Raw genomic sequence first — 21,653 nt, forward strand, 5'->3', positions numbered from 1 at the left:
CGCGGTACGTCCAGTAGCGCTCCCTCGTCGGCCTTGCGATGCATCCACCTGAGCGACGGATCCAGGCACCGCACCCCGGACGGCGGGCATTCAGTGCGTCCCGACGGTGAGGCTGAGCAGCGAGTCGTTGTAGTTGCCGAGCGGGGAGACCTGGAAGCCGTTCACCCACGCGCCGGAGGCGTAGCGGAAGGGCGGGTAGGCCAGCGGGATGAAGGGCGCCTGGTCGGCGACCGTCTGCTGCACCTGGGTGTAGAGCTCGGCGCGCTTGTTCTCGTCGGTCTCCGAGCGGGCCTCGTTGATCGCCTTGGTCGTCGCGTCGTCGCCCCAGTAGGAGCTGAACGAGTTCGCCCCGCCCTTGATGTCCGCGCCGAAGGTCGCGACCTCGTCGGGGTCGATGATGTCGTTGGTCCAGTAGCGCAGACCGAGGCCGTTGGTGCCCGAGCGCTCGTTCGTGTACGCCGTCGACTGCTCGTAGGACTGGATCGTCACCTCGATCCCGACCTTGGCCAGGTCGTCCTTGATCACGACGGCCTGCGCCTGGCCCGCGGCGTCGCCGCTGACCGTGATGAGGTCGGTCTTGAACCCGTTGGGGTAGCCGGCCTCGGAGAGCAGCTGCTTGGCCTTGTCGAGGTCGGGCTTCGGGGCCTGGATCGACTCGGCCCAGTAGAGCATCTTGTAGGGGAAGAAGGTGTTGGCCGGCGTCGCGTTGCCCTGGTAGGCCAGCGTGTTCATCGCGTCCAGGTCGAGGGCGGCCTTGACCGCCTGGCGCACCCGGACGTCCTCGAAGGGCTTCGTCTTCAGCGGCACCTGCATGAAGTCCACGCGGGTCGACGGGAAGAGGTCGACCTTGAGCTTGGGGTTGGCCGAGAGCTGCTTGAGCAGGTTGCCCGGCGGGTTCTCGATCACGTCGACCTGGCCGCCCTGCAGCTGCAGCACGCGGGTGTTGTCGTTGGTGACGACACTGACCTCGACGGTGCTGATCTTGGGCTTCGGGCCCCAGTAGCTGTCGTTGCGGGTCAGGACCAGCTGGCTGTCGGGGTCGAGCTTGGTGACCTTGAAGGGGCCCGCGCCGTACGGGGTCTTGTTGAAGAAGTCCTTGTCGGCCTCGACGGCCTTCTGCGGCAGGATCCCGAAGGCGTACATGGCGAGGTCGGCGAGCAGCGGCGCGTGCTTGGTCTTGAGCTTGATCACGACCGTCTGCGGGTCGCTCGCGGTCACCGAGGTGACCGGGGTGATCAGGAAGCCCCAGCCGCCCTCGAGCGCGCGGGCGCGGTTGATCGACCAGGCCGCGTCGGAGGCGGTCACCGCGGTGCCGTCCGCGAACTTCGCGTCGGGGTTGAGGTGGAAGGTCCAGGTGAGGCCGTCGGTGCTGGTGTCCCAGCTCGAGGCCAGGTCGGGGACGACCTTGGTGCCGGCCGGGTCGGTCTGCACCAGCCGGGCGTAGATGTTCTGGTCGAGCCAGATGCTCTCGTTGGCGGCGTTCTCGGCGGGGTCGAGGGTGTCGATGGCCACGCCGTTGGCGATCTTGAGCGTGTCGACCTCGCTGGAGGCGGCGGGTGCGGAGGCCTCGGGCGCCGTCGTCGACGAGCCCCCTCCGCCGCAGGCGGCGAGCACGAGCGCCGCGGCGGCCAGGCCGGTGAGACCGGTGAGGCGGAGCCGGCGCAGCCGGGATCCGCGGGCGTGGGTGAGGGGCACGGACGTCATCGGGTTCCTCCAGGGGACGGGGCGGGGTGCGAGACGGCGGCGGCGCCGCTGGCGGGGGTGCTGGGGGGTCGGACCGGGGGTTCGGTGCCCGGGGTGGAGCCCGGGTAGAGGTGGCAGGCGACGCGCTGGCCCGTGGCCGTGGTCGTCGTGAGCGGCACGACCTCGCGGCAGACCGCCATGGCGGCCGGGCAGCGCGGGTGGAACGTGCAGCCCGACGGCGGCGTGATCGGGTTCGGCAGCTCGCCGGCGACGGCGCTGGTGGTCGAGCGGCGCCGGCCGAGCTTGGGGGCGGCGGCGAGCAGGGCCTGCGTGTACGGGTGGGCCGGGCTCGCGAAGAGCGCCTCGGCCGGACCCTGCTCGACCACCTTGCCGAGGTAGAGCACGGCCACGTCGTCGGCGATCCGCTCCAGCACGGCGAGGTCGTGGGTGATGAAGAGGTAGGCCAGGCCGAGCTCGGACTGCAGGCGCTGGAAGAGGTTGAGGACCTGGGCCTGCACCGAGACGTCGAGGGCGGACACCGGCTCGTCGGCCACGAGCAGCCGCGGACCCACGGCCAGCGCCCGGGCGATGCTCACGCGCTGGCGCCCGCCGCCGGAGAGCTGGCCGGGCTTGCGGCCCGCCCAGCCGGAGGGGAAGCCGACCTGGTCGAGCAGCTCGGCCACGCGCGCCGGGCGCCCGGCGGCCGGGACCGACCCGGTGACCTTGAGGACCTCGGCGAGGGCGCCGCCGACGGTCTCGTGCGGGTTGAGGGACGTGTACGGGTCCTGCAGCACGACCTGCACGTCGCGCCGCAGCCGGTGGCTCATGGCGCCGCCGCCGGAGGCGACGTCCTGCCCGTCGAGCAGGACCTGGCCCGCGCTGGGACGCTCCAGGCGCAGCACCAGCCGGCCGAGCGTGCTCTTGCCCGAGCCCGTCTCGCCGACGACGCCGAGCGTGCGCCCGGGCAGCACCGCGAGGCTCACGTCGTCCACCGCGCGCAGCACCTCGCCCGGCTCCCGCCGGAGCCACGCCCGCGTGCTGCGCTGCAGCGCGTAGTGCTTGCTCAGCCCGCGCGTCTCGAGCAGCGGCGTCCGCATGGTCGCCGCCAGCTCCGTGGCGAGGGCGGTCATGCGCCGGCCCCGACCGGGTCCCCCGCGCTGTGGGGCAGCGCGGAGGACCCGGTGGTGGGGGGCGCGGAGGGACCGCTGGTCGTGAGCTCGCCCGGCATCCGGAACCGTCCGGCGCCCGAACCGCCGTCGACGGCGAGGACGGCCGCGTTCACGTGGTCGCTCTCGGGCAGGCAGAGGAAGCGCACGGCGTTGGCGATGTCGGCCGGCAGGCCCGCGCGCCCGGTGGGGATGGACGCGGTGAGCGAGGCGCGCAGCTCGTCGCTGGCGCGGTCGGGGTTGGCCTCGCTGGCGCCGCGGACGTCGATGTAGCCGGGGGCCACGACGTTGCTGGTGATGCCGAGGGGGCCGAGCTCCATCGCGAGCGTCGCGGAGATCGTCTCCACGGCCGCCTTCGACGACGCGTACGCCGCTCCGCGCGGCCGGGGGCTCCGCGCGGAGCCGGTGGAGATGCTGACGATGCGCCCCGACGTCAGGCCGGCGTCGACGTAGCGCTGGACGAAGGCCCGGCAGGCCAGGAACAGGCCGGTGACGTTCACGTCGAACACGTGGCGCCAGGCGGCCGGCTCCATCTCCAGCAGGCCGGCGGTCGGGTAGTCCGCCGCGTCGTTGACGAGGATCGAGGCCGGGCCCCAGCGCTCCTCGAGCGCGGCGAGCGCACCGTCCACGGCGCCGTCGGCGGCCACGTCCCCGACGACCGAGAGCACGTCGGGCCGGTCGAGCGGGCACGGCGCGAGGTCGAGCACGCCGACCTTGGCGCCGCTGTCGGCGAGGGCGGCGACGATCGCGCGGCCGAGCCCGTTGGCCCCGCCGGTGACCAGGGCCACCGACCCCTCGAGCGCTCCTGCGGCCACTGCTCCCCCTCGGTCGATGCGGCACCGTCGCGGTGCGACGTCGTCGTTCGCCGACGTCGTTCTCGTCGTCGGTTGTCGACAATCGACGATGTTGTACGTCGAGGGTCGTTGTCAAGAAGTTCTGAGGAACAGCCGTGTAACGGTCAGGAGTCGGTGCGCAGCCACGGCTTCCGCACCGTGCGCCGCTCTGGACGGGAGCGCGCCGGAGGGTCTACGTTCGGTCGACAATCGACGATCTGCGGCCGCGCTGCGCGTCGCCGCCGTCGATCACCATCAAATCTCCGTCGCGCCCCGGGCTCTTCCGTCGGCGTGCGCCACCCCCCGACCGAGGACGCCCGCCGCGTCCGGGAGGAGCATCCCGACCGTGCCCGGAACCACCACGGTGCTGATCGCGTCACCGCTCGAGCCCGAGCTCGTCGAGCGCGTGGCCGCGGCCGTGCCCGACGTCGACGTGCTCTTCGAGCCCGCCCTGCTGCCGGTCCCCCGCTACCCCTGCGAGCACGGCGGCACCAAGCCCGACCTCGACGCGTCGCAGTCGCGGCGCTGGTCGGAGCTCCTCGCGTCCGCGGAGGTCACCTTCGACTTCGACTGGCGCGACCCCGCCGCGACGGCGACGAACGCCCCCCGGCTGCGCTGGGTGCAGGCCACGAGCGCCGGCATCGGCGGGTTCGTCGCGCGTACGGGGCTCGACCGCACCGGCATCACGTTCACGACCGCGGCCGGGGTCCACGCCGTCCCGCTCGCCGAGTTCGCGCTGACCGGCGTGCTCGACCTGGCCAAGGGCGTGCCGCACCTGCGGGCCCAGCAGGCCGCGCACCGCTGGGAGCGCTACGCCACCTCCTCGGTCCGCGGCCGGCGCGCGGTGGTCGTCGGGCTCGGCTCGATCGGGCGCGAGACGGTCCGCCTGCTCGACGCGGTGGGCCTCGACGTCACCGGCGTCGGGCGACCGGGGCGGACGTACGACGTGCCCGGGGCGGCCCGCCTGGTGAGCACCGACGACCTGGACGCGGTCCTGCCGGGCGCCGAGGTGCTCGTGCTGGCGACGCCGCTCACCGAGGAGACGCAGGGCCTGGTCAGCGGCGCGCGCATCGCGTCGCTGCCGCAGGGCGCGATCGTGGTGAACGTGGCGCGGGGCCAGGTGGTCGACGAGGCGGCGCTCACCGAGGCGCTCACCTCGGGGCATCTGGGCGGCGCGGCCCTCGACGTCTTCGAGGTCGAGCCGCTGCCCGAGGCGTCCCCGCTGTGGGACCTGCCGAACGTGATCGTCTCGCCGCACTCCGCCTCGACCCTGGTGAGCGAGAACGCGGCGATCGTCGACCTGTTCGTCGACAACCTGCGCCGCTTCCTCGACGGGCGGCCGCTGCGCAACACCTACGACGCGACGAGGGGCTACTGAGGGCATGGGGAGCATGGACGAAGCGGCACGGGACCGGGGCCGGCGGACGCTGGCCGGCGGCACCTGGTGGATCGCGCCGACGCCGTTCACGCCGGACGGCTCGGTGGACGGCGACGCGCTCGAGCACGCCGTCCGCACGGCGGTGGGCTGGGGCGTCGACGGCGTGACCGTGCTCGGCGTGATGGGCGAGGTCACCTCGCTCTCCGACGCCGAGCGCGACGTGGTCCTCGCGGCGGTCGCCCGCGGGGCCGGTGACGTGCCGTTCGCCGCCGGGTGCTCCGCCGCGTCGGCGTCGCTGGTCGCCGAGCGGGCCGCGCGGGCGCAGGAGCACGGAGCGGTGGCGGCCATGGTCGCCGCCCCTCCCCTGGTCCGCGACGCCGACACCGTGGTCGGGTTCTTCCACGCGGTCGGCGGGCGGTCGCCCCTGCCGGTGCTGCTGCAGGACGAGCCCGTGGCCACCGGCGTGCAGCTGGCGGTGTCCACGCTCGTCGAGGCGCTGGAGCGCAGCGGCGCCGTGGCGGTCAAGCTCGAGGACGCTCCCACCCCGCCCAAGATCACGAAGCTGCTGGCGAAGGTCCCGGACCTCACCGTCTACGGCGGGCTGGGCGGCGTCTCGGCGTTCGCGGAGCTCTCGCGAGGGGCCGCCGGCACCATGACCGGCTTCGCCTACCCCGAGGTGCTGCGCGCGGTCCGCCTCGCGCTCGCCGGCGGCGACCGCGCCACGGCGGCGAGCGTGTTCGACGCGTTCCTCCCGCTGATCGCCTTCGAGGGACAGCCGGGCTACGGGCTGGCCATCCGCAAGGAGGTGCTGCGCCGCCGCGGCGCGCTGACCTCCGGCGCGCTGCGCGGCCCGGTCCCGTCGGCGGGCATCGACGCCGTCACCGCGGCCGAGCTGGACGAGGTCCTGCAGCGGGTCGGCCTCGAGCCGTCGCCCGACCGCCTCGACGTCGACGCCCACCTGGCTGCGAGGGTGGCGGCATGAGCACCACCTCCGAGACCACCACCACCGGCGGCCGCCGCGTCGCCGTCGTCGGCGGCGCCACCTCCGGCCTGGGCGCCGCCTCGGCCCGCGCCCTGGCCGACGGCGGGCACGACCTGCTCCTGTGGTCGCGCGACGCCGAGCGCCTCGACGCCGCCGCGCAGGAGCTCGTCGCCCCCGGACGCACCGTGCGGACCGTGGCCGCCGACGCCGCGGACCCGGGCGCGGCCGCCGTGGTCGCCGAGGCCGCGCTCGAGGCGTACGGGCGCGTGGACGTCCTCGTCCTCAACGCCGGCGGGCCGCCAATCGCCCGGGCCGACGAGGTGACCGCCGAGGGCCTGCGCACCGCGTTCCAGCTGCTGGCCGTCACGCCGGTCGACCTCGCCAACCGGCTGCTGCCGCAGATGCGCGAGCGCAGGTCGGGGCGCGTGATCGCGATCATGTCCTCCGGCGTGCGCGAGCCGATCGACACCCTGGCCTACTCCAACGCCGGACGGGCGGCGCTCGCCGCCTGGCTGAAGACGCTGTCGCGCACGGTCGCCGGCGACGGCGTGACCGTCAACGGCGTGCTGCCCGGCCGGATCGCCACCCCGCGCGTCGCCTCGCTCGACGAGGCGGCGGCGAGGCGGACCGGCCGCGACGTCGAGGAGGTCAGCCGCGACAGCGCCGCGTCGATCCCGGCCGGGCGCTACGGGCGGCCCGAGGAGCTGGCGGCGGTCGTCGGGTTCCTCGCCTCCGACGCCGCGTCGTACGTCACCGGGACCACGATCGCCTGCGACGGCGGTTCGCTGAGGTCCCTGCCGTGACCGCCGGAGCCTTCACGGTCGGCTCCTCCGCCGCCGCGGCCATCGCGCCGTCGGGCATCCGCGCCGTCGCCGACCTCGCCTGGCGCACCCCCGGCACCCTGCAGCTGCAGATGGGCGAGCCGTCGCACCCCACCCCGCCGCACGTCGTCGACGCGCTGGCGCAGGCCGCGCGCGAGGGGAACACCCGCTACGGCCCGACGCCCGGCGTCCCCGCGTTCCGCGAGGCGGTCGCCGCGAAGGTCGTCCGCGTGAACGGCCTCGACGTGTCCCCCGACGACGTCACCGTCTGCGCCGGCGGCGTCGAGGGCCTGGGCGCGACGTACCGGGCGCTGCTCGACGCGGGCGACGAGATCCTCGTGCCCGACCCGGGCTGGCCCAACCTCGGCACCCTCGCCGTCGTCTGCGGTGCGGTTCCGGTGGGCTACCCGCTGCTCGCCGGGGACCACCCCGGACCCGACCTCGACGCCCTCGATCGCCTCGTGACCCCGCGGACGCAGGCCCTGGTGGTGAACACGCCGTCCAACCCCACGGGCGGCGGGTTCAGCGAGGAGACCCTTGCGGCCGTGCTCGGCTGGGCCGCGCGCCACGGGCTCTGGGTCGTGGCCGACGAGTGCTACGACGAGATGTGGCTCGACGAGCCGCAGCCGTGCGCGGCCCTGGTCGCGCAGCGGCTGCGCGAGGCCGAGCAGCCGGCGCCCGAGGTCGTCAGCGTCTTCTCGCTGTCGAAGACGCACGCGATGACGGGCTTCCGCCTCGGCTACGTCGTCACCCCGCCCGCCCTGACCCCGGTCGTGCGCCGCGTGCAGGAGACGACGCTGTCCTGCGTCAGCACCCCGACGCAGTGGGCCGGGGCCGCCGCGCTCGGCGGGCCGCAGGACCACGTCGAGGAGATGCGCGCAGCGTACCGTTCCCGGCGCGACCGCTGCGTCGAGCAGCTGCGCGACCAGTCGGTGCTGACCCTCGCCACCCGGCCGGCAGGCGCGTTCTACCTCTGGCTCTCCTACGCCGGGCCCGAGCCGAGCACCGACCTCGCGCGCCACCTCGTCACCGAGCACCAGGTCGCGCTGGCCCCCGGGCGCGCGTTCGGGCCCGCCGGCGAGGGGCACCTGCGCATCTCGCTCGCCTCCGCCGACGACGTCCTCACCGAGGGGCTGCGCCGCGTGGTCGCCGCGCTCGGCGACCGGGCGCGCGTCGGCGAGAGCTGAGACGGGCGGGCACGGCCTCGGTACTCTGCCGGGCGTGGACCTCTTCCGCCGGTTCCGGGCTCGACGGGCAGCACCCGAGGAACCGCTGCGGTGCGCCTGCGGCGCTCCGCTCGACCCCGAGAACCTGGACTACGGCTTCGAGCTCCCCGACGAGGTCTTCGCGCTCGCGCCGGAGGAGCAGGACGCGCGCATCCGTGGCCGGCGCCGGGCGTTCGTGCTCGACGGCGAGCGGGGGTTCGTCCGCACGCTGCTCCCGGTCCGGCTCGACCGGGGCAGCGTGACCTTCGGCGTCTGGCTGGAGACCGTCGCCCGGGACGCGGCCGTCGCGATCGAGGTGTGGGAGCTCCCCGCTTACCTGGACCTGGCCGTCGACGGCGTGGTCGCGAACGACCTCGAGCCGTTCGGCTTCGCGCTGACGGGCGCCCGCGCCCAGGCGCGACCGCGCTCCCAGGACGAGCTGCCCCGGGTCGTCGACGGCGAGGCGGGCTGCGCGACCTGCTCGCCCGCACCTGGTCGCGCGACGCGCTCTCGGCGAGCATCCCCGCGCTCGCGCACGCCCACTGACGCCGGCCGGTCCGAGCAGCGGACCGCGGATCAGGCCGACGGGCGTGGTGGCCGCGCCAGGTACGCGCCCAGGGCCTCGACCAGCCCGCGGGTGCCCGCCTCCCGGCCCGGCCCGTCGGCGTGGAAGCGGTCGAAGAACACCCCGTGCTCGGTGTGGGTGAACCGCGTGCCCCCGTCGACCGGCTCGAGCTCGATGGACGCGAGCGAGGTCGACATGTGCACGCCGTCGATCCACATGTCGTACGTCGTGACGATCCGGACGTGCTCGACGATGTCGGTGTAGACCGCCTCGTAGCGCGTCACCGGGCCCTCGTGGAACGTGCCCTCGGCGACGTCGCGCCCGCCGACCCGGAAGTCGAACGCCCACTCCCCCGGCGCTATCGCCTCCGGGTTCCCCCACCACCGGAGCTTCTCCTCCTCGACGGCGAACGCGTCCCACACCCGCTCGACTCCGACGGGGTAGTCGCGGGTGAGCGTGAACCCTGCCCGGGCCAGCCGGCGCCCCTGCGTCACGCGGTCGCCTCCTTACGGGTGAACGTCACGTGGAGGGTGCCGCTCTCGGCCACCTCGCTGCGCACGTCGTGGGTGCGGTCGAGGGCGGGCAGGTCGTCCCACAGCCGGGGCCCACGACCGAGGACGACCGGGGCGACCATCAGGTGCAGCTGGTCGACGAGCCCCTCGCGCAGGAAGGCACGGGCGACCCCGACCCCGCCGCCCACCCGGACGTCGCGACCCGCCGCGGCCTCGGTGGCCTCGGCGAGCACGTCACGCAGCGCGCCGCTCCGGAAGTGGAACGTCGTGCCGCCGTCCATCGGGATGGACGGGCGGGGTGCGGTCCCGGTGAGCACGTAGACCGGGGTCCCGAACGGCGGCCGGTCGCCCCACCACCCCTTCCAGGAGGGGTCGTCGGGGTACGCGTGCAGCCCGAACATCGCGGCACCCATGATCTCGGCGCCCACGCCCTCGGGGAAGGCGGCCGCGTACGCCTCGTCGAGGCCGGTCGTCCCCGCCCCGCTGGTGTCGCCGAAGACCCGCTCGCGGAACGTGCGCGTCGCCGCGTACGCGGCCGTCAGGCGTCCCCAGTCGTCACCCATCGGGTTGTCCGGGGTGGTGCCGGGCTCGGCGGTCCGCCCGTCGAGGGAGAGGAAGAGGTCGAGGCGTACACGGGTCATGGCGGGTCTCCTGGGGTCGAGGGGCGGGTGAGATGGAGGCCGAGGCGGTCGGCCTGGTGCTCGGCCGGCGTCCGCTGCTCGGCGAGCCAGACGTGGAGGACGTCGAGGGCGCCCGGACGCAGGCTCACGGTCCGGACGCGGCCGTGCTTCTCCGACGTCACCACCCCGGCGTCCTCCAGGACGCGCAGGTGCTGCATCAGCGACGGCAGCGCCATCGAGAACGGGGCGGCGAGCTCCGACACGACGGCCGGCGAGCGGACCAGCCGTTCCACCACGGCGCGCCGCGTCGGGTCCGCGAGCGCGCGGAGCACGGCGTCGAGCTCGCCGTAATAGTGAGGCACAAACCTAAGTATTGGGGTCAGGGCCCTCGGGGTCAACAGGTCTGGCGAGGAGACGGACCCTGTCCGCTCAGGCCGGGCGGTAGATCGTGAGGACCTGGTCGGGCTGGTCGCTGACCTGGAACGACGCGTACGTCAGGCGCCGCTCCTCGCCCGACGGCGTGCGGACGCGCTTCACGCCCGACTGGCTCGTCGCGATGTCGTAGCGCGGCCACCAGGCGTCGGCCTCGGGGCTCGCCGCCCGCAGCTCGCGCTCGAGCTCGGCGAACCGCGCCGACCCCGGGTGCCGGCCGGCGTTCGCGCGCAGCCGCGCGAGCACGCCCTGGGCGACGAGAGGCCACTCGGGCAGCACCTCCCGCGCGGAGGGATCGGTGAAGACCCACCGCGCGAGGTTGGGCGCCGGACCGTCCCAGGCACCGCGGAACCAGCGCACCGCGGCGTCGTTCCAGGCGAGCAGGTCGAACGTGCGGCCCGTCACGTACGCCGGGTTGGGCTCGACCATGGCGGGCACGCCGGCCACCTCGGGCGACACGGTCTCCGACTCCACGGCCGGCACGTCCTCGTCCGCGCCGAGCGCGCGGAGGTGGGCCCGCTCCGCGTCCCCGAGCCGCAGGCCGTGCGCGATGGCGTCGAGGACCTGACGGGAGGCCCGGACGTCGCGGCCCTGCTCGAGGAACGTGTACCAGGTGGTGCTGATGCCGGCCAGCGCGGCGAGCTCCTCGCGGCGCAGCCCCGGCGTCCGCCGCCGGCCGCCGGGCGGCAGCCCGACGTCGCCGGGCGAGGTCCGTTCCCGGCGGGCGCGCAGGAAGGCCGCGAGCTCGTGCCGGCTCTTCGTGCTCGTCACCTGCTCGGTCCCTCCGCGTAGCACCTGCAGTACCAGTATGAAGCGGCTCTGGATACCAGTCTCGCACCGACCGAGACTGGCGGACATGAAGGCCTGGACGCTCACCTCGCTCGACGCCGGACTCACCCTGGAGGAGGTTCCTGACCCGCAACCCCGCAGCGGCGGCGCTGTCCTCCGCATGCTCGCCGTGCAGGTGCCCGCCTACACGCGGGTGCTCGTCGCCGGTGGTCGCGGCGGCATCGCCACGCCGACGGTCCTGGGGGTCGGCGGCATCGGCGTCGTCGAGGCGGTGGGCGACGACGTCCACGCGGTGCGGCCCGGCGACGTCGTGATGTCGAGCGGCTTCCTGAGCTCCGGGCGGGTCGCCGAGCCGGAGGAGGTGCTGCTCGGCTGGACGGGCATCGGCGGCCGGGGCACCGCCACCGGGACCACCGACGCGATGCGCCGGACGTGGCGCACCGGCACCTTCGCCGAGCGCGCGCTGATGCCGGCCTCGACGTTGATCGCGCTGCCGGGCGCCGAGGACCACCCCGACCTCGCCCGGCTCGCCTTCCTGCCCTGGCTCACCATCGCCGCCGGTGCGGTCGAGCGCGGCGACCTCGCGGCCGGCGACAGCGTCGTCGTCGCCGGGGCCACGGGGCAGCTCGGAGGTGCGACGGTGCTCCTCGCGCTCGCCGCGGGCGCCGGCCGCGTCGTCGCCTTCGGGCGCAACCGGGCGAGCCTGGAACGGCTGGCCGCGCTCGACGACCGGGTGGTCCCCGTGGCCGCCCTTGCGGACCGCGCCGCGGACGCGGCCGCCCTGGCCCGGGCGTTGGGCGGCGACGCCGACGTGGTCGTCGACGCGCTCGGCCCGGCGCCGACGAGCGACCTCACCATGGCGGCGTACGACGTGCTGCGCACCGACGGAACGATGGTGCTCGTCGGCGGCGTGCGGCAGTCGCTGCCCATCCCCTACTCCGACCTCATGCACCGCCGCCTGACGCTGCGCGGGTCGTGGATGGCCTCGAACGAGACCGCGTACGCCACGTGGCGCCAGGTCCGCGCCGGCCTGGTCGACCTCGACGCGCTGCAGGTGACGACGGTCGGCCTGAACGACCCGGACCAGGCGCTGGCGCAGGCCGAGGCGGTGCGCGGGCTCGAGATCGTCACGCTGCGCCCGTGAGACGGAGCACCGCGACCGGCGCAGATCGCCGGGTCAGGGCAGGAGCACGACCAGCAGCAGGGCGGCGACCGCGAAGGCGAGCCCACCGACGAGCAGGCCGCGCGCGCCGGCGCTGCGCTGCGGCGACGGCCCGATCCGGCCGTCGAGGAAGGTGAGCGACGGCGGGCTGTAGTGCAGCACGACCTGGCCGTCCGGCGGCACGTCGACCGTCGTCGTCGCGCGCCCGTAGTCGCTCAGGTAGTCGATCCAGACGCTCACCGTGGTCGACCCGGGCGGCACGAGGTAGCGGTTGCGGCCCCACTCCGACGCCACCAGCTCGCCGTCGACCCGCACCGCGGTCGCACTGAGCGAGGCCCCGCCACCCCACGGCGGGCGGATGCGGAGATCGAGGAGCCCACGGCCGGAGCGTGCGTCAGGGTCGACCACGTCCACGTCGAGCAGCCGCTGGACCCCCTCGGCGGGCACGGGCGGCAACGCGGTCTCCCGGAGCCGCTCCCGGTGAGCCCTGCGCCGAGCTGTTCTCCGAGCACCCAGGGCCACGATGCCGGCGAGCGACCCTCCTAGCGCCCACCACCAGGGTGAGGTCAGGGCACCCGCCACCACGCAGACCAGAGCCAGCGCGAGGAACACGACCTGGCCGACGCGACCGCTGCCGGGCCGGGCGTCGGCCCACTGCTCGGCCAGGCGGCGGGCCTCGGCGCGGACCACGGGGTCGGCCGGCAGCGGTCCCCCGCGGGCGGTGGCGACAACCTGTTCACGTTGCGTCGCGGTCAGGTTCCCCGGCAGCCGCTCGGCCGCGCGTCTGCGTGACCGCGCGGCCGCGATCGCGCTCATGACGCTGACGCCGACCCCGGCGAAGACTCCGCCGAAACCACCCGGCAGGTCGCCGAACCCCGACCCGGCCAGCGCAAGGACGAGGAACACCGCGAGGGCGGTCGTCACCAGCGTGGTCGAGACCACCGGGAGGACCACCGACCGCAGCGTCGCTCCCCGGGTCACGCGGCCATCGTGGACCCCCGGAGGTGCTCGCCGGGCAAGAACCGCTGATACGGGCTGCGGATCGACGGCCCCGGAACGCTCAGCCCTCGGCGATCAGCGTGAGCACCTCGGTGATACGTCCGTCCACGACCGTCAGCACGTCCAGGCCGCGGGCGACCGGCTCGCCGCCCTCCGGCCCGAACGTCCAGGCGAGCGCCGCCCGCTCCCCGGCCGCGTACGCCGGTCCCGCCTCGGCGAACACGAAGCCGGGCGCGTCCTGGAGGAGGCGGGCCGCCTTGGCGAGGAGCGCGTCGACGCCCACCACCGTCTCCTCCGGGTCGGTGAACCGCACGTCCTCGGCGTACGCGGCCTTCGCGGCGGCGCGGCGTCGGTCCGGGTCGCGCTCCCCGAAGACGTGGTGCAGGTTGGCGGCCAGGAGCTGGTGGGCCGTCGCGGTCATGGGGTCCCCTCACGTCGGTGGTGTCGCGCCCGATGATGCCCGCGGCCGAGGCGGGTGGGAAGCGCACCGGAGGCGCGTCCCCGAGGGCGGACGGCTCCTGCCGCGGGGCACCGGTCGCCGGGATGGTTCGCTGGAGCACCCCATCGCAGGAGGACGCGTGCACGTTCTGATCACCGGCGCCGCCGGCATGCTCGGCCGCAAGCTGACCGAGCGCCTCGTCGCGGACGGCTCGCTGGCCGGCCGACCCCTCGACCGGCTGACGCTGACCGACGTCGTCGAACCCTTCCGACCCGCCGAGGTCACGGCGGACGTGGTCGCGACCGACCTCGCCGCACCCGGGGCGGCCGATCGGCTCCTCGCCGGGCGACCCGACGTCGTCTTCCACCTCGCTGCCGTGGTCTCGGGCGAGGCCGAGACGGACCTGGACCTCGGCTACCGGGTCAACCTCGACGCGACCCGCGCGCTGCTGGAGGCCGTCCGGGTCCTGCACGAGCAGGACGGCTACCACCCGCGGGTGGTCTTCACCTCCTCGATCGCGGTGTACGGCGCCCCGCTGCCGGACCCGATCCCCGAGGACTTCCACCACACGCCGCTCACCAGCTACGGCACGCAGAAGGCGATCGCGGAGCTGCTGCTGGCGGACTGGTCGCGGCGCGGCTTCTGCGACGGCGTCGGCGTCCGGCTCCCGACCGTCTGCATCCGCCCGGGCCGGCCCAACAAGGCGGCCAGCGGCTTCTTCTCCAGCATCCTGCGCGAGCCGCTGGTCGGGCAGGAGGCCGTGCTCCCGGTGCCGGAGACGGTGCGGCACTGGCACGCGTCGCCCCGCTCCGCGGTCGGCTTCCTGGTCCGGGCCGCCGGGCTCGACACCGCCCTGGTCGGGCCGCGGCGGACGCTCTCGATGCCAGGGCTGAGCGCCACCGTCGGCGAGCAGCTCGAGGCCCTGCGCCGTGTCGCCGGCGAGCGCGCCGTACGCCTGGTCCGCCACGAGCCCGACGAGGCGGTCATGCGGATCGTCGGGACGTGGGCGGCCGCGCTGGACGCGACGCGGGCCGAGCGGCTGGGGTTCGTCGCGGAGACCTCGTTCGACGAGATCATCCGCGTGCACGTCGAGGACGAGCTCGGCGGCGTGCTGCCCTCCTGACCTCGTCACATTGTCGCGAATCGGACCCGCCGGACCTCGCCGCCAATTACGGTGACCGCGGCCAGAAAGACCAGACCGCGGCGAGACGTCGCGGACCACGAGGAGAACACGTGCGCATCACCCACGCCATCGCCGCTGCAGCCCTGACCGCAGGACTCGTCGCCGGAGCACCTGCCGCCGCCCAGGCTGCTCCGGTCGCGCCGCCCACCGCGCACGCCTGGCACGCCCAGGAGAGCGCCGCACCGGCCAAGAAGGCCGCGAAGGCCAAGACGAAGATCAGCGCCGACGCCCCGAGCGAGGTCAAGGCCGGCGACGACATCGAGGTCACCGCCAAGCTCACCCGCAAGAGCGGCAAGAAGTACAAGGCGTACGCGGGCAAGAAGCTCGAGCTCGTGCTCCTGGACGCACCCGGCGCGGACACCGGCGTGATCATCGACAAGCGGAAGACCAGCAAGAAGGGCAAGGTCACCTTCCTCCTGGACACGACCGACCCCGAGGTCGCGGGTCAGAGCTACGACTTCCTGGTCGCCTACGAGGGCGGCTCCAAGGCGAAGGCGTCGGAGTCCGACGTCTTCACCGTCACCGTCTCCTCGTAGTCGTGCCGCGGCGCGCCCTCCGGGGGCGGAGGGCGCGCCGCGCGTACGGGAGCACCCCGCCCCCGCGGCGGCCGCGCAGGACGGGTTGGATGGGGGCATGACCACCGCGGACCACGCAGAACCCGCTGTCCCCCTCGGCCGGCACCGGATGCCGCTGCTCGGCTTCGGCACCTGGCAGATCGACGACGCCGACGCGCCCGAGGCCACCACGACGGCCCTCGAGCTCGGCTACCGCCACATCGACACCGCCACCGGCTACCGCAACGAGGCCGGCATCGGCAAGGCGCTCGCCGCCTCCGGCCTCGATCGCGACTCGATCTTCATCACGACCAAGCTGCCCCCGGACCACGGCGGCCGCGAGCGTCAGACCATCGAGGAGAGCCTCACCAAGCTCGGCACCGACCACGTCGACCTGTGGCTGGTGCACTGGCCGCCGGACGGGCAGGCCTCGCCCGAGGTCTGGGCCGAGGTCGTCAGGGCCCAGCAGGACGGGCTCGCGACCAGCATCGGGGTCAGCAACTACTCCCTCGAGCAGATCGACGAGCTCACCGCCGCCACCGGGGTCACCCCGGCGGTCAACCAGATCCGCTGGAGCCCGGGCATCTACGACGCGGCCGTCGCGTCCGGCCTGGCCGAGCGCGGGGTGGTCCTCGAGGGCTACAGCCCGTTCAAGGCGAGCAACCTCGACGACCCGACCCTCGTACGCATCGCCGAGGCGCACGACGCGACCACGGCCCAGGTCATCGTCGCCTGGCACGTCGCCCACCAGTTCGTGGTGATCCCCAAGTCGGTGCGCCGGGAGCGCATCGAGGCGAACGCCGCCGGCGCGGACATCGCGCTGAGCAGCGACGAGGTCGCGGCGATCGACGCTCTGGGGGCCTGAGCCCGCAGCGGTCCCGAGCGGGCGGCGGTCAGACCCTTCCGGTCGCCGCCGCCCGCTCGGCCTGCTCCCGGGGAACGTCCGCGGTGCGCCCGCACACCGTGCACACGTCGAGGTAGCGGGTCCCGACCGGGATCAGCGGGACGAAGAACAGGCTGATGCGGCGTACGCGTCGCAGGAGCTGGTGGGCGCCCTGCTGGTGGCAGCGCTCGCACAGGAACACCAGCGTCGCCATGAGGAAGTCCCGCGAGGACAGCCCGAAGATCAGCACCGGGCCACGGTACGGGCCCGGACGCGCAGGTTCCTGGGCCGGATCGCGAGGTCGGCGCCCTCGCCGCGTCGGACGGCGCTGACAGCGGTTGGCCCCACAATGGCTGCGTGCCGGCCCCGAGCAGCGACGCACCGCCCCACGAGGCGGTCGACCTGACGCCGCTCGAGGGGCTGACCAGCGACGAGGCGGAGGAGCGGCTGCGGCGGGGCGAGGGCAACGTCGCGGTCAGCGCCTCGTCGCGCACCTACGTCCGCATCCTGCGCACCAACGTCTTCAACCTCTACAACTCGATCCTCTTCGTCATCGGCCTCGCCCTCCTCGCGCTCGGGCGCTACAACGACGCCGTCATCAGCGTCGGCATCGGCCTGCTGAACGCCGTCATCAGCGCCGCCCAGGAGATCCACGCCAAGCGGCAGCTCGACGCCCTGCAGGAGAGCGAGCGCGGCACGGTCGTCGTCGTCCGCGACGGCCAAGACGTGGAGCTCGACCCCGCCGAGGTCGTCCGGGGCGACCTCGTCCGGGCGCGTCCCGGGGACCCGGTCGTCGTCGACGGGCCCGTCCGTGAGGGCCGGGTGTCGGTGGACGAGTCCCAGGTGACCGGAGCCGCCGGGGCGCAGCGCCGCGACGTCGGTGACGACCTGCTGGCCGGCAGCCGGGTCGTCGACGGCCACGGCCTGCAGGAGGCCCGCGACGTGGGCGCGACGAGCCGTGCCGGACGGCTCACCGCCGAGGCGCGGGGCTCGCGGACCGGCAGCACCCCGCTGCAGCACCAGATCGGGTTCTGCGTGCGGCTCGTCATGGTCGTCGTCGTGCTGATGAGCGGCGCGATCATGCTGCAGGCCGCGCTCGACGACCTCCGCGTCACCCGCGTCGTGCAGACCGCGGCGGTCCTGTCGGGCCTCGTGCCGTACGGGCTGTTCTTCCTCATCGTGCTCGCCTACACGGGTGGGGCCGTCGTCGCCTCGCGCCGTGGGGCGCTGGTGCAGCAGGTGAACGCCGTCGAGTCGCTCAGCAACGTCGACGTCCTCTGCACCGACACCGGAGCGCTGACGACCGGTCGGCTCGACGTGGTCGAGGCGCTGCCGCTCGCCGGGCGCAGCCGTGGCGACCTGGAGGGCGCCCTGGCCGCGCTCACGCGGGCCGTCGGACCGGCGAGCCCCGTCGGTGCGGCGCTCGTGGACGCGCTGCCCGGCGGCACGGGCGCGCGCGTCGTCGAGGAGGTCCCCTTCACCACCGCCCTGGGCTGGGGCGCCGTCCGCACCGACCGGGGGACATGGGTCCTCGGCGAGGCCGGCACGCTCGCCCCGGCCCTCACGGGAACCGGCCTCGAGGACGAGGTCGCGACCCGCTCGACCCAGGGCGTCCGGCTGCTCGTCGTCGCCGAGACGGCCGAACCCGGCGCCGAGCTGCACGACGCCGGCCGGCCGGCCCTGCCCGCCCTCGAGCCGCTCGGGCTGGTGAGCATCGCCGACGAGCTGCGTCCCGGGTCGCGGGAGACGGTGGACCGGCTCCTCACCGCCGGCATCCGGGTCGTGCTCCTCTCCGGCGACGACCCTGCCGCCGTGGCCGGGACCGCGAGACGGGTGGGCCTCGAGGTGGACACCCCCGTCGACGCCACCACCCTGGACGGGCTCGACGACGCCGAGCTGGACGCGACCGTCACGCAGGCCGAGGTCGTCGGTCGGGTCACCCCCGAGCAGAAGGTGCGGATCGTCACCTCGTTGCGCCGCGACGGCCACTACGTCGCGATGGTCGGCGACGGCGTGAACGACGCCCCGGCGATGCAGGCCTCCCAGGTCGGCGTGGCCATGCGCGGCGGCAGCGCGGTGGCGCGCGACGTCGCCGACATCGTCCTGCTCGAGGACTCGCTCGACGCGCTGCTCCCCGCGCGTCGGGAGGGGCGACGCATCATCGGCGGGATCGCCGTGTCCACGCAGGTATTCCTGACCCGGGTGGCGACGCAGGCGCTGGTCATCGTGATCGTCACCATGCTGGGGCTCGGCTTCCCGTACTCCCCCGCGCAGACCGGCCTGACGCTGTTCACGGTGGGCCTGCCGACCCTCTTCCTGACGGCGTGGGCGCGGCCGGGCGGGACGCACCGCAGGCTGCTGCTCGAGCTGGTCCGGTTCGTGGCGCCCGCGGCGGTGCTCACGGCCGCCTTCGCCGTCGGCACGTACACCTACCTCTACACGACCATCAGCGACGGCTTCGCCGACCCGCGGCTGCGCGACCGGCTCGTCACCGAGTTCTCGCGCTACACCGACCTGACGTACGGCGTCGACCCGGGCTTCGTGCCCGCCGCGGCCACCGTGGGCGCGCAGACCGGCCTGTCGACGTTCGTGTCGATCGCGTCGATCCTGCTGATCCTCTTCCTCGAGCCCCCCACCCGGCTCTTCGCCTCGTGGACCCGGCCCAGCCCGGACAAGCGGCCCACGGTGCTCGTGGTGGTCCTGCTCGTCGGGCTGCTGGCCGCGCTGATCATCCCCACCCCGCGGGACTACTTCGGACTGACCCGGCCGGCGCCGATCGTGTACGAGATCGCCGTCCCGCTGCTCGTGCTGTGGTTCCTCGTGCTCTCGGTCACCTACCGTCTGCGGCTGCTGGACCGGGTGCTCGGCCTGCCCGACCTCGTCCCCGACGAGCCCGGGACCACGGAGGTCACGGGACGGGCCGCGTCGACGGCGCCGACGCGTCCGGAGGAGCCTCGGCGTCGCTCCTGAGGAGCGCGTGCAGCCGTTCGTCCTCCCGCACGAGGCGCCACACGCCGACGCCCATCATCGTGATGCCGACCAGCTCGACCAGGGAGCGGCCGGGCGTCGTGAACAGGCGGTCGCCGAAGACGACCGCGCCGAAGGTCACGGCGACGAGGACGTCGACGATGTTCAGCACCGGCGCGCTGACCGACAGCCGCGTCGCCTGGTAGGCCCGCTGGCTGATCAGGAAGGCGCTGAGGCCCGCCACCGGGACCAGCCAGACCGGCCAGTGCCCGAGCAGCTGCACCAGACCCGGACCAGGGCCAGGACCAGGGCCAGGGCCAGGTCCCGACCCGTGGCCGGGTCCCGGGCCGGGGCCGAGCGGGGACGTCGCCAGCTTGACCAGGCCCGCGGTCAGCCCGTAGAGCACGCCGGCGCCGAGCCCGAGCAGGAAGCCGCGGCGGGCCGGCACCGGGGTGGAGCGCGCGAAGCAGCACGCGGCTACGGCGAGCAGCGCCCCGACGGCCAGCACCAGCAGGGCTTCCCGCTCCGCGGGCGGGTGGTGCGGTGCGCGGAGGCCGGCCGACACGACGAAGAGGGTCAGCCCGGCGACGGTGCAGAGGGCCCAGACGACCTCGGCGAGGTCGGGGCGCGTCCGTTCGAGGCCCGACCGGATGAAGACGGCGAACACCGTCGTCGTGACCACGATGGGCTGCACCAGGCTCAGCGGGCCCTCGTGGAGCGCGGCGACGTGCAGGACGAAGGCCACACCGCTCAGCACGATGCCGAGCAGCCAGATCGGTCGCTGCAGCAGCCGCGCCAGCAGGCGACCCTCGGCGACCTCGGCCCGGGTGACGCCGCTCGCCGCCCGGTGCTGCAGCGCCGTCGCCGTCCCGAAGACGGCGGCGGCCGCGAGGGCGAGCAGCACGGCGAGCATCGCCGCCGACTCTATGACGGGCGTGGGGCGCGAGGCGTCCGACCTGGGTCGCACGCCTCGCCCGGTCAGGGCGCTCGGTGCGGCGCCACGTCCTGGACCTCGAGCTCAGGCGGATGGATCGAGGGCCCCGCCGAGGTCGACAGGGTCAGCGGTCGCTACGCAGGATCGCGTAGAGGACGCCGTCGCGGTACGCGCCGTCGCGCCACTGCGCGCCCCGGGTGACGCCCTCGCGGGTGAACCCGGCCCGCTCGAGGGCGCGCTGCTCGGCGACGTTCTCGACGTCGGTGTGCGCCTCGACGCGGTTGACGTTGGTGTGGGCGAAGAACAGCTCCACCACGCGTCGCTGGGCGGCCGCGCCGAGCCCGCGACCGCGGTGCTCCGGGCGCACCCAGATGCCGATCATGGCGCACCGCGAGCCGGCGTTCGGGCCCCAGCCGCGCCAGTGCCAGCTGATCTCGCCGGCGACCTGGTCACGCTCGTCGACGACGGTCAGCGCGCCGGCGTCGTCCAGGCGCGACGGGGCCGGGTGCGGGCTGGGCGCGAGCGGACCGAAGTCGTCGAACTTGGTGTCCCCGCCGACGAGCAGCGGCAGGTCCGACGGCCGCTGCGGACGCAGCGTGACGGCGGGCGCGCTCTCGGCGGCGGGGGTCACGGGACGGGTCGCAGGATCAGACGTTGAAGCCGAGCGCGCGCAGCTGCTCGCGGCCGTCGTCGGTGATCTTCTCCATGCCCCACGGCGGCATCCAGACCCAGTTGATCGCGAAGCGGTCGACCAGGCCCTCGAGCGCCGTGTCGGTCTGGTCCTCGATGACGTCGGTCAGCGGGCAGGCCGCCGAGGTGAGCGTCATGTCGATGGTCAGCGAACCGTCGTCGTCCAGGTTGAGGCCGTAGATCAGGCCGAGGTCGACGACGTTGATCCCGAGCTCGGGGTCGACGACGTCCTTCAGCGCCTCCTCGATGTCGCCGAGGGTGGCGCGCGCGGCCGGCGCGTAGTCGCCGTTCGACGTGCCCGCGCTCGTCACGTCGGGCAGGTCGTCCTGCACCAGCTCCGACGGCCTCATGGTCTGGCTCTCCCGCTCGCTCGTCTCGCTCGTCACTTCGACACCTCTTCCGTCGTCCCTGCGCTCACCCGTACGGCCGCGTCCTTGAACGCCGACCAGCCCAGCAGCGCGCACTTCACGCGCGCCGGGAACTTCGCCACGCCCGCGAAGGCGATCCCGTCCTCGAGGCGTTCCTCGTCGGGCTCCACCTGGCCCCGCCCCTGCATGAGGGTCAGGAACTCCTGGTGCAGGTCGAGCCCCTCGGCCACGCTCTTGCCGATGACCAGGTCGCTCATCACCGAGGTCGACGCCTGCGAGATCGAGCAGCCCACACCCTCGTAGGAGACGTCGGCGACGGTGCCGTCGGCCACGTGCAGCCGCAGGGTCACCTCGTCGCCGCAGCTCGGGTTGACGTGGTGCACCTCGGCCTCGTACGCGTCGCGCAGGCCGCTGTGGTGCTTGGCCCGGTAGTGGTCCAGGATGATCTCCTGGTACAGGTCCTCGACGTTCATGATCACTCTCTCCTG

23 protein-coding genes are annotated in these 21,653 nt (G+C 74.4%); 9 read left to right on the top strand and 14 right to left on the bottom strand.

The genetic code is table 11. The annotated features are described in order from the left end of the window. Positions 1–90: 90 nt before the first annotated feature. Genes BMY04_RS11115 through BMY04_RS11125 form a run of 3 tightly spaced genes read right to left on the bottom strand, consistent with a single transcriptional unit; the run spans position 91 to position 3,664 of the window. The gene (locus BMY04_RS11115) at positions 91–1,704 is read right to left on the bottom strand and encodes an ABC transporter substrate-binding protein (protein ID WP_091179881.1); all 1,614 of its coding nucleotides are present in this window, start codon (positions 1,702–1,704) and stop codon (positions 91–93) included. Further along, the gene (locus BMY04_RS11120; RefSeq protein WP_198410089.1) at positions 1,701–2,813 is read right to left on the bottom strand and encodes an ABC transporter ATP-binding protein; all 1,113 of its coding nucleotides are present in this window, start codon (positions 2,811–2,813) and stop codon (positions 1,701–1,703) included. Before BMY04_RS11120 ends, BMY04_RS11115 begins: the two co-directional genes overlap by 4 nt. Then, positions 2,810–3,664 (bottom strand): SDR family NAD(P)-dependent oxidoreductase, encoded by an 855-nt coding sequence (locus BMY04_RS11125; RefSeq protein ID WP_170854087.1) that lies wholly within the window; start codon positions 3,662–3,664, stop codon positions 2,810–2,812. Before BMY04_RS11125 ends, BMY04_RS11120 begins: the two co-directional genes overlap by 4 nt. Positions 3,665–4,028: 364 nt before the next feature. Here BMY04_RS11125 and BMY04_RS11130 point away from each other — a divergent pair, with 364 nt between their 5' ends. Genes BMY04_RS11130 through BMY04_RS11145 form a run of 4 tightly spaced genes read left to right on the top strand, consistent with a single transcriptional unit; the run spans position 4,029 to position 8,050 of the window. Beyond that, positions 4,029–5,060 carry a D-2-hydroxyacid dehydrogenase gene (locus tag BMY04_RS11130; protein WP_198410090.1) on the top strand — a complete coding sequence of 344 codons (1,032 nt, stop codon included), beginning with the start codon at positions 4,029–4,031 and terminating at the stop codon, positions 5,058–5,060. 13 nt (positions 5,061–5,073) lie between these two features. Beyond that, on the top strand, positions 5,074–6,042 hold the full coding sequence (locus BMY04_RS11135) for a dihydrodipicolinate synthase family protein (RefSeq protein ID WP_170854089.1): 969 nt from the start codon (positions 5,074–5,076) through the stop codon (positions 6,040–6,042). Then, positions 6,039–6,845: an SDR family oxidoreductase gene (locus tag BMY04_RS11140; RefSeq protein WP_091179887.1), complete on the top strand. Its 807-nt coding sequence runs from the start codon at positions 6,039–6,041 to the stop codon at positions 6,843–6,845. The genes BMY04_RS11135 and BMY04_RS11140 overlap by 4 nt, the downstream gene beginning before the upstream one ends. After that, entirely contained in the window at positions 6,842–8,050 is a 1,209-nt protein-coding gene (locus BMY04_RS11145; protein WP_091179888.1) for a pyridoxal phosphate-dependent aminotransferase, read from the top strand. Before BMY04_RS11140 ends, BMY04_RS11145 begins: the two co-directional genes overlap by 4 nt. 594 nt (positions 8,051–8,644) lie before the next feature. Here the strand turns inward: BMY04_RS11145 and BMY04_RS11150 are convergent. The 4 genes from BMY04_RS11150 to BMY04_RS11165 form a co-directional block, all read right to left on the bottom strand. Beyond that, positions 8,645–9,127, bottom strand: a complete 483-nt coding sequence (locus tag BMY04_RS11150) for an SRPBCC domain-containing protein (protein WP_091179890.1) — start codon at positions 9,125–9,127, stop codon at positions 8,645–8,647. Continuing rightward, complete coding sequence (locus BMY04_RS11155; RefSeq protein ID WP_091179891.1) at positions 9,124–9,786, bottom strand: dihydrofolate reductase family protein; 663 nt, start codon at positions 9,784–9,786, stop codon at positions 9,124–9,126. Before BMY04_RS11155 ends, BMY04_RS11150 begins: the two co-directional genes overlap by 4 nt. Continuing rightward, complete coding sequence (locus BMY04_RS11160; RefSeq protein WP_091179894.1) at positions 9,783–10,127, bottom strand: ArsR/SmtB family transcription factor; 345 nt, start codon at positions 10,125–10,127, stop codon at positions 9,783–9,785. Before BMY04_RS11160 ends, BMY04_RS11155 begins: the two co-directional genes overlap by 4 nt. Positions 10,128–10,194: 67 nt before the next feature. Further along, positions 10,195–10,968 (bottom strand): helix-turn-helix transcriptional regulator, encoded by a 774-nt coding sequence (locus BMY04_RS11165; protein WP_198410091.1) that lies wholly within the window; start codon positions 10,966–10,968, stop codon positions 10,195–10,197. An 85-nt stretch (positions 10,969–11,053) separates the two neighbouring features. Here BMY04_RS11165 and BMY04_RS11170 point away from each other — a divergent pair, with 85 nt between their 5' ends. Next, positions 11,054–12,130, top strand: a complete 1,077-nt coding sequence (locus tag BMY04_RS11170; RefSeq protein WP_091179897.1) for an MDR/zinc-dependent alcohol dehydrogenase-like family protein — start codon at positions 11,054–11,056, stop codon at positions 12,128–12,130. 33 nt (positions 12,131–12,163) lie between these two features. On the opposite strand, the gene BMY04_RS11175 is transcribed toward BMY04_RS11170, so the two are convergent. Then, positions 12,164–13,129, bottom strand: a complete 966-nt coding sequence (locus BMY04_RS11175; protein ID WP_091179898.1) for a hypothetical protein — start codon at positions 13,127–13,129, stop codon at positions 12,164–12,166. A gap of 79 nt (positions 13,130–13,208) precedes the next feature. Then, entirely contained in the window at positions 13,209–13,568 is a 360-nt protein-coding gene (locus BMY04_RS11180; protein WP_091179901.1) for a nuclear transport factor 2 family protein, read from the bottom strand. Between the two features lie 157 nt (positions 13,569–13,725). Here BMY04_RS11180 and denD point away from each other — a divergent pair, with 157 nt between their 5' ends. The 3 genes from denD (at position 13,726) to BMY04_RS11195 (ending at position 16,188) form a co-directional block, all read left to right on the top strand. Beyond that, complete coding sequence (gene denD, locus BMY04_RS11185) at positions 13,726–14,709, top strand: D-erythronate dehydrogenase (RefSeq protein WP_091179904.1); 984 nt, start codon at positions 13,726–13,728, stop codon at positions 14,707–14,709. 110 nt (positions 14,710–14,819) lie between these two features. Further along, a complete protein-coding gene (locus BMY04_RS11190; protein ID WP_091179905.1) occupies positions 14,820–15,305 on the top strand; it encodes a hypothetical protein in 486 nt (161 codons plus the stop codon). Positions 15,306–15,402: 97 nt separating this feature from the next. After that, on the top strand, positions 15,403–16,188 hold the full coding sequence (locus tag BMY04_RS11195) for an aldo/keto reductase (protein WP_198410092.1): 786 nt from the start codon (positions 15,403–15,405) through the stop codon (positions 16,186–16,188). Positions 16,189–16,216: 28 nt separating this feature from the next. Here BMY04_RS11195 and BMY04_RS11200 read toward each other — a convergent pair whose 3' ends face one another. Continuing rightward, complete coding sequence (locus BMY04_RS11200; RefSeq protein WP_091179908.1) at positions 16,217–16,456, bottom strand: zinc ribbon domain-containing protein; 240 nt, start codon at positions 16,454–16,456, stop codon at positions 16,217–16,219. Positions 16,457–16,563: 107 nt separating this feature from the next. Between BMY04_RS11200 and BMY04_RS11205 the strand changes: the two genes are divergently transcribed. Further along, complete coding sequence (locus BMY04_RS11205; RefSeq protein WP_198410093.1) at positions 16,564–19,176, top strand: HAD-IC family P-type ATPase; 2,613 nt, start codon at positions 16,564–16,566, stop codon at positions 19,174–19,176. On the opposite strand, the gene BMY04_RS11210 is transcribed toward BMY04_RS11205, so the two are convergent. The 4 genes from BMY04_RS11210 to sufU form a co-directional block, all read right to left on the bottom strand. Continuing rightward, positions 19,115–20,086, bottom strand: coding sequence for a DMT family transporter (locus tag BMY04_RS11210; RefSeq protein WP_091179912.1), 972 nt, complete (start codon positions 20,084–20,086; stop codon positions 19,115–19,117). The two genes, BMY04_RS11205 and BMY04_RS11210, sit on opposite strands and share 62 nt — an antisense overlap. A gap of 145 nt (positions 20,087–20,231) precedes the next feature. Further along, positions 20,232–20,738 (bottom strand): GNAT family N-acetyltransferase, encoded by a 507-nt coding sequence (locus tag BMY04_RS11215; protein ID WP_091179915.1) that lies wholly within the window; start codon positions 20,736–20,738, stop codon positions 20,232–20,234. Between the two features lie 16 nt (positions 20,739–20,754). Next, positions 20,755–21,147, bottom strand: a complete 393-nt coding sequence (locus BMY04_RS11220; protein ID WP_091180664.1) for a metal-sulfur cluster assembly factor — start codon at positions 21,145–21,147, stop codon at positions 20,755–20,757. A gap of 32 nt (positions 21,148–21,179) precedes the next feature. Next, positions 21,180–21,638, bottom strand: a complete 459-nt coding sequence (sufU, locus tag BMY04_RS11225) for a Fe-S cluster assembly sulfur transfer protein SufU (RefSeq protein WP_091180668.1) — start codon at positions 21,636–21,638, stop codon at positions 21,180–21,182. Positions 21,639–21,653 lie beyond the last annotated feature (15 nt).

It is taken from the genome of Microlunatus flavus (genome assembly GCF_900110855.1).
Lineage (GTDB): Bacteria > Actinomycetota > Actinomycetes > Propionibacteriales > Propionibacteriaceae > Microlunatus > Microlunatus flavus.

Excerpts from the sequence above, each read along its gene's own strand:
- BMY04_RS11180 (WP_091179901.1), bottom strand. The coding sequence starts at position 13,568 with ATGACCGCGACGGCCCACCAGCTCCTGGCCGCCAACCTGCACCACGTC.
- BMY04_RS11210 (WP_091179912.1), bottom strand. The coding sequence starts at position 20,086 with ATGCTCGCCGTGCTGCTCGCCCTCGCGGCCGCCGCCGTCTTCGGGACG.
- BMY04_RS11120 (WP_198410089.1), bottom strand. The coding sequence starts at position 2,813 with ATGACCGCCCTCGCCACGGAGCTGGCGGCGACCATGCGGACGCCGCTG.
- BMY04_RS11220 (WP_091180664.1), bottom strand. The coding sequence starts at position 21,147 with ATGAGGCCGTCGGAGCTGGTGCAGGACGACCTGCCCGACGTGACGAGC.
- BMY04_RS11115 (WP_091179881.1), bottom strand. The coding sequence starts at position 1,704 with ATGACGTCCGTGCCCCTCACCCACGCCCGCGGATCCCGGCTGCGCCGG.
- BMY04_RS11155 (WP_091179891.1), bottom strand. The coding sequence starts at position 9,786 with ATGACCCGTGTACGCCTCGACCTCTTCCTCTCCCTCGACGGGCGGACC.
- BMY04_RS11140 (WP_091179887.1), top strand. The coding sequence starts at position 6,039 with ATGAGCACCACCTCCGAGACCACCACCACCGGCGGCCGCCGCGTCGCC.
- BMY04_RS11170 (WP_091179897.1), top strand. The coding sequence starts at position 11,054 with ATGAAGGCCTGGACGCTCACCTCGCTCGACGCCGGACTCACCCTGGAG.
- BMY04_RS11195 (WP_198410092.1), top strand. The coding sequence starts at position 15,403 with ATGACCACCGCGGACCACGCAGAACCCGCTGTCCCCCTCGGCCGGCAC.
- sufU (WP_091180668.1), bottom strand. The coding sequence starts at position 21,638 with ATGAACGTCGAGGACCTGTACCAGGAGATCATCCTGGACCACTACCGG.
- BMY04_RS11135 (WP_170854089.1), top strand. The coding sequence starts at position 5,074 with ATGGACGAAGCGGCACGGGACCGGGGCCGGCGGACGCTGGCCGGCGGC.